Below are 14,092 nucleotides of genomic sequence, written 5' to 3'. Positions count from 1 at the left end.
CCGTTCTAGCTCTCCTGTAGCAACCACACGACGCACCTACGTCCCGAGGCTCCGACTACGCGCCAGAGCCTCAGCGACCGCGTGAAGGCACCGAATACCCCTCGCCACGTCGACCCAGGAGCGAACCTCAATGGCCACCGACGCCACCCCCCTTGTTCTCACGATCGAGCAGGCTGCACAGCGACTCGGCATCGGCCGAACGCTCATGTACGCGCTCGTTTCCAGCGGCGAGATCGAGTCCGTCACTATCGGCCGACTGCGCCGCATTCCCGCTGACTGTCTGACCGAATACGTAAGCCGACTTCGCCACCAGAATATTCAGCTTCCGGCCGCCGCCTGAAAGGGAATCGATGAAGCGCAAACCAAACGGTGCATCGAGCATCTACCAAGGCACCGACGGAAAATGGCACGGCCGGGTCACGATGGGCGTCCGCGACGACGGGAAGCCGGACAGGCGGCACGTCGAGCGCAAGACCGAAGCGGAGGTGATAATTGCCGTCCGGAAGCTGGAAAAGGAACGCGATTCGGGCCGCGTGCGAAAGGCAGGCTCGTCGTGGACAGTCGAGAAGTGGTTGACCTACTGGGTCGAGAACATCGCCGCTCCGTCGGTCAAGGCGAACACGACTTCCGGCTACCGCGTTGCCGTCTACGTCCATCTCAACCCCGGTATCGGAGCACACCGGCTTGAGAAGCTCACGCCCGAGCACATCGAGAAGTTGACGCGCCGGATGCAAGAGAACGGCAGCAAGCCCGCGACCGCACACCAGGCTTTCCGGACGCTGCGAACCGCGCTGAACGAGGCGATGCGGCGGGGGCATCTCACCCACAATCCAGCGAGTCTTGCTAAGTCGCCCCGTCTCACGATGATCGAGGTGGAGCCGTATTCGGTGGCGGAGGTGCAGAGCATCCTCCTGGCGGCCGGAGAGCGCCGGAACCGCGCCCGATGGGCTATTGCGCTGGCGCTTGGACTGCGTCAGGGAGAGGCGCTTGGCTTGAAATGGGATCACCTCGATCTCGACAAGCAGGCGCTGCGTGTTCGTCGCAATCGGCTCAGGCCGAAGTACGAGCACGGATGCGCGGACAAGCCGTGCGGCAAGAAGGCCGGTTACTGCCCTCAGCGAAAGCACGTGAACGAGGACACCGACGACACAAAATCGGCCGCCGGACGCCGCGTGATCGGCCTGCCGGCGAGCGTGGTGCAGCTCTTGCGGGAGCACAAGGAGGTACAGGATGCTGAGCGGCGGAAAGCCGCCCAGCTCTGGGACGAAGGCGATTGGGTGTTCACTACCCCGACTGGTCGCCCGCTCAACCCGAATACCGATTACCACGAATGGAAGAAGCTCCTGAAGGGGGCGGGGGTCCGGGACGGTCGGCTTCACGACGCGCGGCACACGGCGGCAACCGTGCTGATGGTCCTTGGGGTTCAGGAGCGCGCTGCCATGGATGTGATGGGCTGGGCAACGACCGGCATGGCCGCCCGTTACCAGCACGTGACTGATCCTGTTCGTGCTGACATCGCCAGCCGCGTCGGTGGCCTTATATGGGAGTCGGATGCACCGAATCCAGTTCAACGACGAGCTCAGGAGGCGAGGCCGGGAGGTGCGGCACTGTCGAGGTCAGCCAGACGGCGTCATAGCGTGAGGCGAATCAGTTAGCGAGCCGGGGTCTTCAGCGTTCTCTTCAGAATATCGTTAGCTGCTCATTTGATTGCATGTAGGGAATCCGAACGACCGCGACATCGATGCCGATGTCGCGCAGGAGAACGGCCGTCCGCTCCAAGTTGATCTTCGAGAAGAAGAACAAAGACCTACGTAGGGGTCCGGGCTTCCTTGTCGCAATTGCATAAACGATACGCCACTGGCCTCTGTCGAAAGGAAGCCCGGCCTCGCTAGGTACTAGGTGCGCCCGGACTCGATCTCGGTAACCCTCGAAATCTCGAACCAGCAGCTGTGCTGACGTAAGTCCCTGTGAAAACAAGTGGGAAAGTTCGGAAGCGCTCGTTGCCTTCTTTACGCAGATCAGGTCGCGTTGTGGCGAAAGCACATCGCATACCTCGATCTTTTGATGAGGGCCGCCAATCATGAAGTTTTTGGCGTCCATCAGTGTGCCTCCGCACCACCTTGCCAGGTCGCGGTTGTAGTGGCCCTCTATTCGGTGCTTTGGTTGCCACGGACGGATGCCGATAGCTTTAGGGTCCAGCTCAGGTATAAGAGACAGTGCCCTTTCTATCGACTCAAGATTGTTCGCGTCGATCTCATACCAAGACCCTTCTGAGATGGCATACGATCGGCCATCAAGGGAAATCTCCGCGACTGTATATGCTCGAAGGCGGTGTTCCGAGATGGGGCCCTCTGCGTTCTCCAGTAGTCCTAGTACCTTGACTTCGGAGAGTGGGTGACGGACCCCCCACGTGGCCAACTTGGCCGTAACGTTGTCGGAGTCGAGGTACGTCATTCGTGATGAGTAGGACGACTTGTAGCGAAGGACGTAGTAATCAGGAAGCAGTCGCGGGTCGCTGACAGGCGAGCCGTAGTCAACGGTGTTTGAGGGAGCCAGTATCTGGCTTTCCAGCATCTCGTCAAGCGTGGAGCGGAGCGTCACCTCTCCCCGGTTCAATCGGCGATAGTAGTCGATGAAAGGATAATGCACTCTATATTTATCGGACAGGTAAGCATCGACGACTTCCTTGAGCTTCGGCCCGAGTCCTCTGAGGCTGAAATCTTTCACGCTTAAGCGGAGAGTGTCGCCGCCCGATACCCCTCGCCCAAATGCTTCGGCGGGCTTCCCTTCCATTTCACGGATTAAATCTTCAGAGGGCTCGATTCCAAGATGGTAAAGAGGTCCGGCTTCTGGCATAGCTACGTAGGAGGTACGACCGTGAGCGCCTGGTTTGCGGGTAAACGCAGCTCGAATTCTAGTTGGCTCGATCACGCTTGCGGCGACGCGTAGTCCGAACCCTTGTTCGATGGAATCCGATTCTATGGCGTGCCGACCAACTCCATACGCAATGATGAAGCGGTAGTCCTTGAACTTGACAAGAAGTAGCGCACCGGTGGCACCGTTCTGGAGCTTTGACAAGTCCGCGTGGTCGGCTATCGATAGCAGATCCTCTTGCCACTCGGGTGCCTTAGGCTCCGCGTACTTTACCAATAGCTGTGCATCTACGCCGTCAATCGGTCGTGTTTCGAGCTTCTTGTAAGAATCTGCGGATGCCCGAAGTCCCCAACTTTCGCGGTCGAGACTGTCGCGCAGCTTGTAGAGCGTGATCGTTGTATCCAAGGCTGACGTCCGACCTTTTGGTGGCAGTGCAACGGGCTCCTACCGTAGGCCCGCTTTGCGCCATGATGAACCTTCGTCTGGCCACATGTGCCTACTGACCGGATGATTTCGCATGGCGATCAACAGCCCATGTCGCGAAGATTCACCCATCTGAGGCCCAGACCGGGGACCGAGGACCAGGGGCACGACCGCAGTTGCGGTGCACACCCGAGGTACGTCGCGACCCGCGAGCGAGACGAAGTTACGGAGGGAGCGGCGTAGCCAGGTCGGTAGTGAGACGGAAACTGAGACGGAGACAGACGGAAGGCCGGACCTTCGGGTCCGGCCTCACCATGTTTGCCCTGCTCAGGGTGGCGGAGGATACGAGATTCGAACTCGTGAGGGTGTGAACCCAACACGCTTTCCAAGCGTGCGCCCTAGGCCTCTAGGCGAATCCTCCGTCGGCCAGGATACAGACATCCGGGGCCACGGTTGCGTGCGGGTCGGCGCTCACGGCTTTCCGGCGACGGGTACGCTCTTGGTCAGCCCCTCGTGCGGCGTGTATCTCGTGAACCTCCCCAGGGCCGGAAGGCAGCAAGGATAAGCGGGCTCTGACGGGTGCACGGGGGGTCCTTTCATTCCTGGCACACGTGCCACCCCAGAGCGACTTTGTTCTTGTCGTACCCCCGACGGAGAATGGCCCGGTCGTTGAGGAGGGGTAGTGGCACTCGCGCTATACCGCAAGTACCGTCCGCGCACGTTCGCCGAGGTCATCGGGCAGGAGCACGTCACCGAGCCGTTGTCGCAGGCCCTGCGCAGCGGGCGGCTCCACCACGCCTACCTCTTCTCCGGCCCACGTGGCTGTGGCAAGACGTCGAGCGCGCGCATCCTGGCCCGCTCGCTCAACTGTGAGCAGGGTCCCACGCCCGAGCCGTGCGGGGTGTGCGCGTCCTGCCGCTCGCTGGCCAACGACGGCGCCGGCTCGATCGACGTCATCGAGATCGACGCGGCCAGCCACGGTGGCGTCGACGACGCGCGTGAGCTGCGGGAAAAGGCGTTCTTCGCGCCGGCCAACAGCCGCTACAAGATCTACGTCATCGACGAGGCGCACATGGTCTCGTCGGCCGGCTTCAACGCGCTGCTCAAGCTGGTCGAGGAGCCGCCCGACTACGTGAAGTTCATCTTCGCGACCACCGAGCCGGAGAAGGTGCTCGGCACGATCCGGTCCCGCACCCATCACTACCCCTTCCGGCTGATCCCGCCGGCGGTGCTCCGGCCGTACCTCCAGCAGCTCACCGACGCCGAGGGCATCCACGTCGAGCCGGCCGTCTTCCCGCTGGTGGTCCGGGCCGGCGGCGGCAGCGCGCGCGACACGTTGTCGGTGCTCGACCAGCTGATCGCCGGCGCCGGCCCCGAGGGCGTGTCCTACTCGCGCGCGGTCGCCCTGCTCGGCGTCACCGACGTCACCCTGATCGACGACATGTGCGACGCGATCGCGGCCGGCGACGGCGCCGCGGCGTACGAGACGATCGACCGCGTCGCCGAGGCCGGCCATGATCCCCGCCGGTTCGCGTCCGACCTGCTCGAGCGCTTCCGCGACCTGATCGTGCTGCAGCAGGTGCCCGACGCGGTGTCCAAGGGCCTGATCGACGGCCCGGCCGACCAGCTCGAGACGATGAGCGCGCAGGCGGCCCGCTTGGGCCAGGCGACCCTTTCCCGCTGCGCCGACATCGTGCACAACGGCCTGGTCGACATGCGCGGCACGACGGCCCCCCGGCTCCTGCTGGAGCTGATCACGGCCCGCATGCTGCTGCCCGGAGCGGAAGACTCGACGGGCGCGCTGTTGCAGCGCTTGGAGCGCATGGAGCGGCGGCTCACGCTGAGCGGTGACGCCCCGGCCGTACGCGATGAAGCTCCCGCCCCGCTCCCGCCGGCCGTGGTGACGTCCGCCCCACCATCGCCCGCCGACGATCCGGCGCCGAGCCCCGCCGCCGCGGGTGGGGGTGGCGGTGGCGGTGGTCTGTCCGCGGCCCGAGCCGCCGCGGCCGCGGCAAGTCGCCGTTCGCCTACGGCCAACACCGGCCGGCGCCCGGCCGCCGCCGCCGAGGCCCCGACCGTTTCCGCCGCTGAGGCTCCGGCCGCTCCCGCCGCCGAGGTCGCAACGGCGCCCGTTTCCGCCGCGCCCGTTTCCGCCGCGCCCGTTTCCGCCGCGCCCGTCTCCGCTGCGCCCGTTTCTGCCGAGCCTGCGGCATCCGCGCCCGTTTCCGCTGCGCCCGCAGCTTCCGCGCCCGGTTCCGGCGCGCCCGCGGCTCCTGCGCCGGTTTCCGCTGCGCCCGCGGTTTCCGCTCCTGTTTCTGCTGCGCCTGCGGCATCCGCGCCCGTGTCGGCCGTGCCCACTTCGCCGACGGCCGCGACGTCCGAGCCTGAGTACTACGACGACGAGCCGCCGTGGGATGACGAACCGGAGCCCGACGCCTACGAGAGCGCGCCGGCTCCCGCTCGCCGCTCCGAGCCCGCCGCGTCGGCGTCCGCCCCGACTCCCGCGAGCCCTTCCGCCGCCCAGTCGGCCTCGACACCTGGGCCCGCCCGGCCCGCCGCGACACCTGCGCCCGCCCGGCCCGCCCCGCCCGCTCCCGCTCCCGCCACGGCCGCTGAGCCGTCGCGCCCCGCTCAGCGCAGCCGCCCGGAGCCTCCCGGCGTTCTGCCCGACGCTCCCGAGGAGCCCGGCGCCGCCGCGGTCGAGCCTCCTTCCGGGAAACTGACCGCCGCCAACGTCCGCGAGGTCTGGCCCGAGATCGTCAGCGCGATCCGTCGTCAGAACAAGCGCCTCGCCGCCCTTCTCATCGACGCCGTCGTGCGTGACTTCGACGGCCGGACGGTGGTGCTCATCTTCCGCTCGGCGCGGCTGGCCGAGATGGCCACGAACGGCGCGTCCGAGGTGGCACGGGCCCTCTACGAGGCGCTCGGCGGCCGCTGGGAGATCAGCTGCGAGACCGCCGGCGACGGCGCCATGCCGCCCGCCCCGCGTGGTGGAGGCGCGCCCGCCGACCGCAACGGCGCCGACTCCGCCCGCGGCGGCACGCCCGAGTACTCCGGAGTCCGCCAGGGCCGCCAGGCACCCATGAACCCGGGCGCCCAGCAGTCCCACGCGGCCGCCGCCCGTCCGGCCCAGAGCCGCCGCCAGGAGACCGAGTCCACGTCCTCCTCCGGCGACGACGACTGGCCAGAGCCGGCCAAACCAGGCGGCTCCGCCGCGACCACCCCGACGACGGGGCCTCCGGTCGAGGAGGAGGAAGAGGACTGGCCCGAGGTCCGCCCGATAGGTTCGCCCACCGCGTCGACCGCCACGACCGCCTCGACCGCCACGACCGCGCCGAACGCGTCGACCGCGTCGACGGTGTCGGCCGCCGACGAGCCGACCGAGCCGCTACGAGCCGCACCGGCCCACGCTGCTCGCGATGCCGTAGCCGCCTCGTCTGCTGGGACCACGCTGCCAGGTGGCATTACCGCCGTGCCTGCCGCTACGGCCGGCTTCGGCGCGGGTGCAGCCACGCCTGCCTCGGCCGCGTCAGCTTCTGCCTTCGCGCCCGGCGCGCCCGCTGCCTCGGCCGCGCCTGCCACCCACGCGGCGCCCAACCCGCCTGTCGGCCCGACTGTGTCCCGGGCCCCTGGCGGTCCGACGGTATCCGCCGCTCCGGCTGGCCTCGCGGTGCCTGCCGCGGCGGCGGCTCCCGCGACGCCGGCTGCGGCGGCGGCTCCCGCGATGCCCGCTGCGGCGGCGGCTCCCGCGATGCCCGCTGCGGCGGCGGCTCCCGCGACGCCCGCCGCGGCGGCGGCCCCCGCGACGCCCGCTCCGGCCGCGGTCCCCACGACGCCTGCTGCGCCCGCGGCCCGCACGATGCCCGCCGCGCCGGTGCCCCCGCGCGCGGCCAGTGCCGGAAGCGGCCTCGCCGCCGCCCGCGCCGCCGCGGCCGGTGCCCGCGCCGCGGCGGCGGCCCGGCAGAGTGGCGCTCGGCCGGCCGTCACGCCACCGGCGGCAGCGCCTTCCCCGTCGGCGTGGTCCGATGGTTCGCCGACCGAGGAAGCGCCCTACGACCCCGAGTTCGACGGCCCACCGGCGGCAGGCGCGCCGCCGGGCAGGGCGGCGAACTTCGAGGGCTTCGACCCCGGCGACGAGCCGCTCGACGACGTGATCGACGAGAAGACCGCCCGCGAGAGCGGCGAGCAACAGGCCATGCGCCTGCTCCAGGAGGTTCTGGGCGCCGAGAAGATCGGTGAGAGCTAGGGCGGACGTTGTGGGGCTCGAGAAGATTGCCGAGAGCTGGGCCGGCGCTGGGTGGCGTGTGGCCGATGGTGCCGGTTAGGCGGCTACGCTGGGCGGCGATTGACATGGACCGGCCGCGGGGTATCGATGGCCGTGCAGACGACCGGTGACTTTTATTTGAGGAGCGATCATGCGCCCCGGTGGACAGCCGAACATGCAGCAGCTGATGAAGCAGGCGCAGAAGATGCAGCAGCAGGTCGCTCAGGCGCAGGCCGAGCTGGCCGCGGCCGAGGTGACCGGCAGCGCCGGCGGCGGGCTGGTCAGCGTCGTCATGACCGGGCTCGGTGAGGTCAGCTCTGTGCGCATCGACCCCAAGGCGGTCGACCCGGAGGACGTCGAGTCGCTGGAAGACCTCGTGCTCGCCGCGATCCGCAACGCGGCCGAGTCCCAGCGCGAGCTGGCCGAGGCCAAGATGGGCCCGGCCACCGGCGGCCTCGGCGGCGGCCTCGGCATTCCGGGGTTCTGATCCGGTGTACGAGGGCGCCATCCAGGACCTGATCGACGAGCTGGGCCGCCTCCCGGGTGTCGGGCCCAAGAGCGCCCAGCGGATCGCCTTTCACGTCCTCTCGGCCGACCCGGCCGACGTCAACCGGCTCGCCACCGCGCTGCGGAAGGTGAAGGAGCTGGTCCGCTTCTGTACGACCTGCTTCAACGTGGCCGAGTCGGATCAGTGCCGGGTCTGCCGCGACACCCGCCGTACCAACGAGGTGTTGTGTGTGGTGGAGGAGCCCAAGGACGTCGTCGCGATCGAGCGGACCGGCGAGTTCCGTGGGCGCTACCACGTGCTCGGCGGGGCGATCAATCCGCTGGAGGGCGTGGGTCCGGACAACCTGCGCATCCGGGAGTTGCTTCTCCGGCTGGGGACGGGCGAGGTCAAGGAGTTGATTCTCGCCACCGACCCGAACACGGAGGGTGAGGCGACCGCCACCTATCTGGCGTTGATGGTCAAACCCATGGGGATCTCGGTCACCCGGCTGGCGAGCGGCCTGCCGGTGGGCGGCGACCTCGAATACGCCGATGAGATCACTCTGGGTCGTGCGTTCGAAGGACGTAGAGCAATATAGATCTACATCGCGTAACGTGGCCGTAACGCCACGCTAGTGATTTAGTCCGAATTAGCTCTATGCCGACCATCTAACGCGGTAGTTTCCGTTTGGTCGGCGCCATAGGTCACAGCCACATCACGAGGGAGACACGGAACTGTCCGTGTGCGGTCGGTGAACTTGACCGAGGCACCGCATTAGGTGAATGTTCCTTGCGATGGCGGCACCCCCGCCGTCGAGTGCCTTCGTGGCGCGGGCTCATCTGACCGTCGCGACGAGGGTCGGCACTCGAGGCACGAGACAACCGATCGGTTGCCGGACGCTGCGGGTAGCCATCGCCCCCGGCCCGCCCGCATGCGGCGTGCCGCTGGCTGTGAGCGCCCGCTTCGCCCCGGAGACCGGGAGAGGACCGGCGCTAGATGTCGCTTGGCCCGGAGGCGTCAATCTCCGATGAGACGACGACGCCCGTCGCCGATGCGGCTGTGGAGCGGGATAGGGGCGAAGCCGCGGTCGCCGGTCGATCGCTGAAGCAGATCGCCTGGCGTCGTCTCAAGAAGGACCGGGTTGCGGTCGGCGGCGGCATCGTCATCATCGTCCTGGTCGTGATCGCCTTCATCGCCCCGCTGCTGATCAAGCTGCTCGGGCATCCGTTCGACGAGTACCACAACGAGAAGATCGACCCGACGCTCGGCTTGCCGATCGGGCACCTCGGTGGCATCTCGAAGGACTACATCCTGGGCGTCGAGCCGGTCAACGGGCGGGACATCTTCAGCCGGATCGTCTACGGCGCGCAGACGACGCTGACCGTCGCGTTCCTCTCCGCCTTCGTGTCGACGATCCTCGGCGTGCTGTTCGGCATGGCCGCCGGCTTCATCGGCGGCTGGGTCGACTCGATCGTCAGCCGCATCATGGACTTCCTGCTCGCGTTCCCGCAGCTGCTCTTCTCGATCGCGCTGGTCTCGGTGCTGCCGGCCACCTCGTTCGGGCTCGGCCCACGCTGGTCACGCACCTTCGTGCTGATTGCCGTGATCGGGTTCTTCGGCTGGCCGTACATCGGTCGCATCGTCCGCGGGCAGACGCTCTCGCTCCGCGAGCGAGAGTTCGTCGAAGCCTCGCGAAGTCTGGGCGCGCGCTCGCCGCGCATCCTGTTCCGCGAAATGCTGCCGAACCTGGCGGCGCCGATCCTCGTCTACACGACGCTGATCATCCCGACCAACATTCTGACCGAGGCGGCCTTGAGCTTCCTCGGCGTCGGTATCCCGCCGCCGTACCCCTCCTGGGGCGGCATGCTCTCGGATGCTCTCCAGTTCTATCGGTACGACCCGATGTTCATGATCATTCCCGGCGCGATGATCTTCATCACCGTGCTGGCGTTCAACCTGTTCGGCGACGGTCTCCGGGACGCACTCGACCCGAAGGCCCGCTGAACGACGTTCTGGGATCCGCAGCGGTTCCATCGCATGAATCTCGGCGACACCCCGCAGGTCGCCGTTCGAGGAGGTAGGAGTTTTGGTGGCAGGCAAGACGAAGGTGATGGTGGCCGCCACGGCCGCCGTCACATTGGGACTGACCGCCGCATGCGGTGGCGGTTCGGATGACAAGAACAGCAACGGCAACTCGAGCTCGGGTGCGGCCTTCAACTCGGTGGCGACCAACGTCGCCAACGCGAGCGACAAGAAGGGCGGCACGCTCAACTTCTGGAGCCCGCAGGACGCCGACTCGTTCGACCCGGCGATCTCGTACTACGCCTGGACGATCGACATGAACCGGCTCTACAGCCGGACGCTCATGACCTACACGCCGAAGCCCGGCCAGGACGGTCTGATTCTGTCCCCGGACCTGGCCCAGGCGGCCCCGGAGGTCAGCGCGGACGGCAAGACCTACACGTTCAAGCTGAAGAGCGGCCTCAAGTTCGACGACGGGTCGCCGATCACCTCGAAGGACATCAAGTACGGCATCGAGCGCATCTTCGCTCAGGACGTCGTTCCCGGCGGCCCGCTGTACCTGATCGAGGAACTCGACCAGGGCCAGAGCTACCCGGGTCCGTACAAGGACAAGGACCCGAACAAGCTGGGCCTGAAGACCGTCGAGACGCCGGACGACTCGACGATCATCTTCCACCTCAAGGCGCCGAACGCGAACTTCCCGTACGAGCTGGCCCTCCCGGGCGGCGCTCCGGTACCGCAGAAGCGGGACACCGGCGACAAGTACGCCCTCGCGCCGGCCTCCTCGGGCCCGTACAAGTTCCAGAGCATCGAGCCGGGCAAGGGCGCGACGCTGGTTCCCAACACCAATTGGGACGCGTCGACCGACCCGAACCGCAAGCAGCTGGTTGACAAGATCGTCCTGACGATCACGACCAACGCCGACGACATGGACTCCCGCCTGATCGCCGGCACCGCCGACCTGGACGTGAGCCAGAGCGGTGTGCAGACCCAGGCGCGTACGCAGATCCTGACGAACGACAAGCTCAAGGCAACCGCGTACAACCCCAACAACGGCTTCATCCGGTACGCGGCCCTGGGCACCAAGGTCGCGCCGTTCGACAACATCGAGTGCCGCAAGGCGGTCATCTACGCGTCCGACCCGACGACGCTGCAGACCGCTCGCGGTGGCCCGGTGGCCGGTGGTGACATCGCCACGAACATGCTGCCGCCGAACATCCTCGGCGCCGACCCGAAGTACGACCCGTACGGTCGCGCCCAGGGCAAGCCGCAGCTCGACAAGGCGAAGGCCGCTCTCCAGGCCTGTGGCAAGCCGAACGGCTTCGACACCAAGATCGCGGTCCGGAACAACAAGCCGGCCGAGGTCGCGACCGCGACCGCCCTCCAGGCGGCGCTCAAGGCCGTGAACATCAACGCCTCGATCGAGCAGTACGACGGCAAGAACGTCGCCTCGGTCGTCGGCTCGCCGGCGGTCGTGAAGGCCAAGGGCTACGGCATCATGATCGCCGGCTGGGGCGCCGACTTCCCCACCGGCTACGGCTACCTGGCCCCGATCGCGATGGGCTCGTTCATCGCCAAGACCGGTAACTACAACCTGCCCGAGATCGACGACCCGGCGATCAACGACCTGTTCACCAAGGGTCTCGCCGAGAAGGACGCGAAGGCGGCGGCTGCTGACTACCAGCAGGCGAACATGAAGGTCATGGACGGCTACTACTTCGTGCCCTTCGTCTTCGACAAGGCGCTCAACTACTACAACCCGCGGCTGACGAACGTGTACTTCCACCAGGGTCTGGCGATGGTCGACTTCGCGTCGATCGGTGTCAGCGACGGCAAGTAGTACCCGGTCGCTCCAGCAACAACGGGTAGATCGAAGGGCAGGTGAAGGCCGCCCCTCCGGGCGGGTGCCGGGTTCGCAAGAGCTCGGCACCCGCCCGGTATTCGGCCGAAAGTCGTGCTGGCTTACCTCATCCGGCGGCTGTTCAACTCCGTCGTGACGCTGCTTGTGGTCACGTTCGTGACCTTCTGCGTCTTCTTCCTGGTGCCCAAGGCCACCGGCAGCGATCCCGCGCTGCTGTATCTCGGCAAGCAGGCCGATCCGGTGGCGATCGAAGGCATCCGGACCAAGCTCGGGCTCAACGACCCGATTCTGGTTCAGTACGGCAAGTTCCTGAGCGGCCTGGTCGTCGGCCGGGATTACACCAACGGCACGGACACCACGCACTGCGCCGCCCCCTGCCTCGGCTACTCGTTCAAGACCAACCAGGAGGTGTGGCCGCTGCTGTTGGACGCCCTCCCGGTCACCGTCTCCCTCGCCATCGGCGCCGCCGTGCTGTGGGTACTGATGGGCGTCATCTTCGGTGTCATCTCGGCTCTGCGACGCGGCTCGATCTGGGACAGATCGGTGATGACGATCGCCCTGGCCGGCGTCTCGTTGCCGATCTACTTCACCGGCCTGCTCTCGCTGAGCATCTTCGTGTACTGGCTGGGCTGGCCGAACCCGAGCTTCACGCCGTTCACGGAGAACCCGTGGGACTGGTTCACCGGCCTGATCCTGCCGTGGATCACGCTGGCGTTCCTGTTCGCCGCGACCTACGCCCGGCTGACCCGGGCCAACATGCTCGAGACCCTGGGTGAGGACTACATCCGCACCGCCCGGGCCAAGGGCCTGCGCGAGCGTACGGTCATCGGCAAGCACGGTCTGCGCTCCGGCCTGACCCCGCTGGTCACCGTCTTCGGCCTCGACCTCGGCGCGCTGCTCGGCGGCGCGGTCCTCACCGAGGCCGTCTACAACCTGCGTGGCCTCGGCTACTACGCCCTCAACGGCATCCGCACCAGCGACCTGCCGGTGATCCTGGGCGTCACGCTGTTCGCCGCGTTCTTCATCGTCATCATGAACCTGATCGTCGACCTGCTGTACGGCGTCATCGACCCGCGTGTGCGGCTGGGCTGAGGAGGCCACGTTGTCCATCGGCTCCGTCACCCCGCGACCGTTCCTCGAAGTGAAGGACCTCAACGTCCGGTTCGAGACCGACGACGGCATCGTCCAGGCGGTCACCGGCTCGGCGTTCACCCTGGAGAAGGGCAAGACGCTCGGCATCGTCGGCGAGTCCGGCTCCGGCAAGAGCGTGACCTCGCTGGCGGTCCTCGGCCTGCACCGCACCCGGAGCAACGCCAAGGTCACCGGCGAGATCTGGCTCGACGACCAGGAACTGGTCACCGCCACCGACGAGCAGGTGCGCCTGCTCCGCGGCGGCAAGATGGCGATGATCTTCCAGGACCCGCTGAGCGCCATGCACCCGTACTTCACCGTCGGGTCGCAGATCGTCGAGGCCTATCGGGTCCACCACCCGAACGCGAACAAGAAGGTCGCCCGTGAGCGGGCGATCGACATGCTCGCCCGGGTCGGCATCCCGCAGCCGGAGCGGCGCTTCAACGACTACGCCCACCAGTTCTCGGGCGGCATGCGGCAGCGCGCCATGATCGCGATGGCGCTGGTCAACGACCCGGCGCTGCTGATCGCGGACGAGCCGACCACGGCCCTCGACGTCACGGTGCAGGCGCAGATCCTGGACCTGATCCGGGACCTGCAGGAGGAGTTCGGCTCGGCGGTCATCATGATCACCCACGACCTGGGCGTGGTGGCCGAGCTGGCCGACGACGTCCTGGTCATGTACGGCGGAAAGGTCATCGAGAAGGGCCCGGCCCTCGATGTCTTCAAGAACCCGCAGCACCCCTACACCTGGGGTCTGCTCGGCTCGATGCCCCGCCTCGACCGTGACGTCCGTGAGCGGCTCACCCCGGTCAAGGGCACCCCGCCCAGCCTGATCAACCTGCCGAAGGGCTGCGCCTTCAACCCGCGCTGCCCGTACGCGGGCCGCAACGGCAACCGGTCCTTCACCGAGGTGCCACAACTGCGCCCCGATGGCCACAGTGCCGGGCACCTGGTCGCCTGCCACCTGCCCGCGGAGGATCGCACCAAGATCTTCCACGAGGAAGTGCTACCGAACCTGTGAGCGGAG

10 protein-coding genes, 1 tRNA gene and 1 other RNA gene are annotated in these 14,092 nt (G+C 67.2%); 10 read left to right on the top strand and 2 right to left on the bottom strand.

The features are described 5' to 3' along the window. The first annotated feature begins 130 nt into the window (after positions 1 to 130). Positions 131 to 340: a helix-turn-helix domain-containing protein gene (locus tag ACQP2F_RS44935; RefSeq protein WP_433298961.1), complete on the top strand. Its 210-nt coding sequence runs from the start codon at positions 131 to 133 to the stop codon at positions 338 to 340. A 10-nt stretch (positions 341 to 350) separates the two neighbouring features. After that, the gene (locus tag ACQP2F_RS44930; protein ID WP_433298959.1) at positions 351 to 1,655 is read left to right on the top strand and encodes a tyrosine-type recombinase/integrase; all 1,305 of its coding nucleotides are present in this window, start codon (positions 351 to 353) and stop codon (positions 1,653 to 1,655) included. A gap of 25 nt (positions 1,656 to 1,680) precedes the next feature. On the opposite strand, the gene ACQP2F_RS44925 is transcribed toward ACQP2F_RS44930, so the two are convergent. Then, a complete protein-coding gene (locus ACQP2F_RS44925) occupies positions 1,681 to 3,279 on the bottom strand; it encodes a DUF6119 family protein (protein WP_433298957.1) in 1,599 nt (532 codons plus the stop codon). Between the two features lie 351 nt (positions 3,280 to 3,630). Continuing rightward, positions 3,631 to 3,718 (bottom strand) — tRNA-Ser (locus ACQP2F_RS44920). A gap of 81 nt (positions 3,719 to 3,799) precedes the next feature. Between ACQP2F_RS44920 and ffs the strand changes: the two genes are divergently transcribed. From ffs to ACQP2F_RS44880, 8 genes are all read left to right on the top strand, one after another. Then, an RNA gene (ffs, locus tag ACQP2F_RS44915) (signal recognition particle sRNA small type) lies at positions 3,800 to 3,896 on the top strand. An 83-nt stretch (positions 3,897 to 3,979) separates the two neighbouring features. Continuing rightward, entirely contained in the window at positions 3,980 to 7,543 is a 3,564-nt protein-coding gene (locus ACQP2F_RS44910; protein WP_433298955.1) for a DNA polymerase III subunit gamma and tau, read from the top strand. A 193-nt stretch (positions 7,544 to 7,736) separates the two neighbouring features. After that, entirely contained in the window at positions 7,737 to 8,048 is a 312-nt protein-coding gene (locus ACQP2F_RS44905) for a YbaB/EbfC family nucleoid-associated protein (protein WP_433307901.1), read from the top strand. A 4-nt stretch (positions 8,049 to 8,052) separates the two neighbouring features. After that, positions 8,053 to 8,646: a recombination mediator RecR gene (gene recR / locus ACQP2F_RS44900; protein ID WP_433298953.1), complete on the top strand. Its 594-nt coding sequence runs from the start codon at positions 8,053 to 8,055 to the stop codon at positions 8,644 to 8,646. Between the two features lie 398 nt (positions 8,647 to 9,044). Further along, positions 9,045 to 10,052 (top strand): ABC transporter permease, encoded by a 1,008-nt coding sequence (locus ACQP2F_RS44895; protein WP_433298951.1) that lies wholly within the window; start codon positions 9,045 to 9,047, stop codon positions 10,050 to 10,052. A gap of 85 nt (positions 10,053 to 10,137) precedes the next feature. Continuing rightward, on the top strand, positions 10,138 to 11,910 hold the full coding sequence (locus tag ACQP2F_RS44890) for an ABC transporter substrate-binding protein (protein WP_433298949.1): 1,773 nt from the start codon (positions 10,138 to 10,140) through the stop codon (positions 11,908 to 11,910). 114 nt (positions 11,911 to 12,024) lie between these two features. Beyond that, on the top strand, positions 12,025 to 13,023 hold the full coding sequence (locus ACQP2F_RS44885; protein ID WP_433298948.1) for an ABC transporter permease: 999 nt from the start codon (positions 12,025 to 12,027) through the stop codon (positions 13,021 to 13,023). A gap of 10 nt (positions 13,024 to 13,033) precedes the next feature. Further along, complete coding sequence (locus tag ACQP2F_RS44880) at positions 13,034 to 14,086, top strand: ABC transporter ATP-binding protein (protein WP_433298946.1); 1,053 nt, start codon at positions 13,034 to 13,036, stop codon at positions 14,084 to 14,086. The last annotated feature ends 6 nt before the right edge of the window (positions 14,087 to 14,092 follow it).

The organism is Actinoplanes sp. CA-030573, from assembly GCF_050951115.1.
In the GTDB taxonomy this organism is placed as follows: Bacteria; Actinomycetota; Actinomycetes; order Mycobacteriales; family Micromonosporaceae; genus Actinoplanes.
This window is presented reverse-complemented; position numbering and strand designations above follow the sequence as displayed.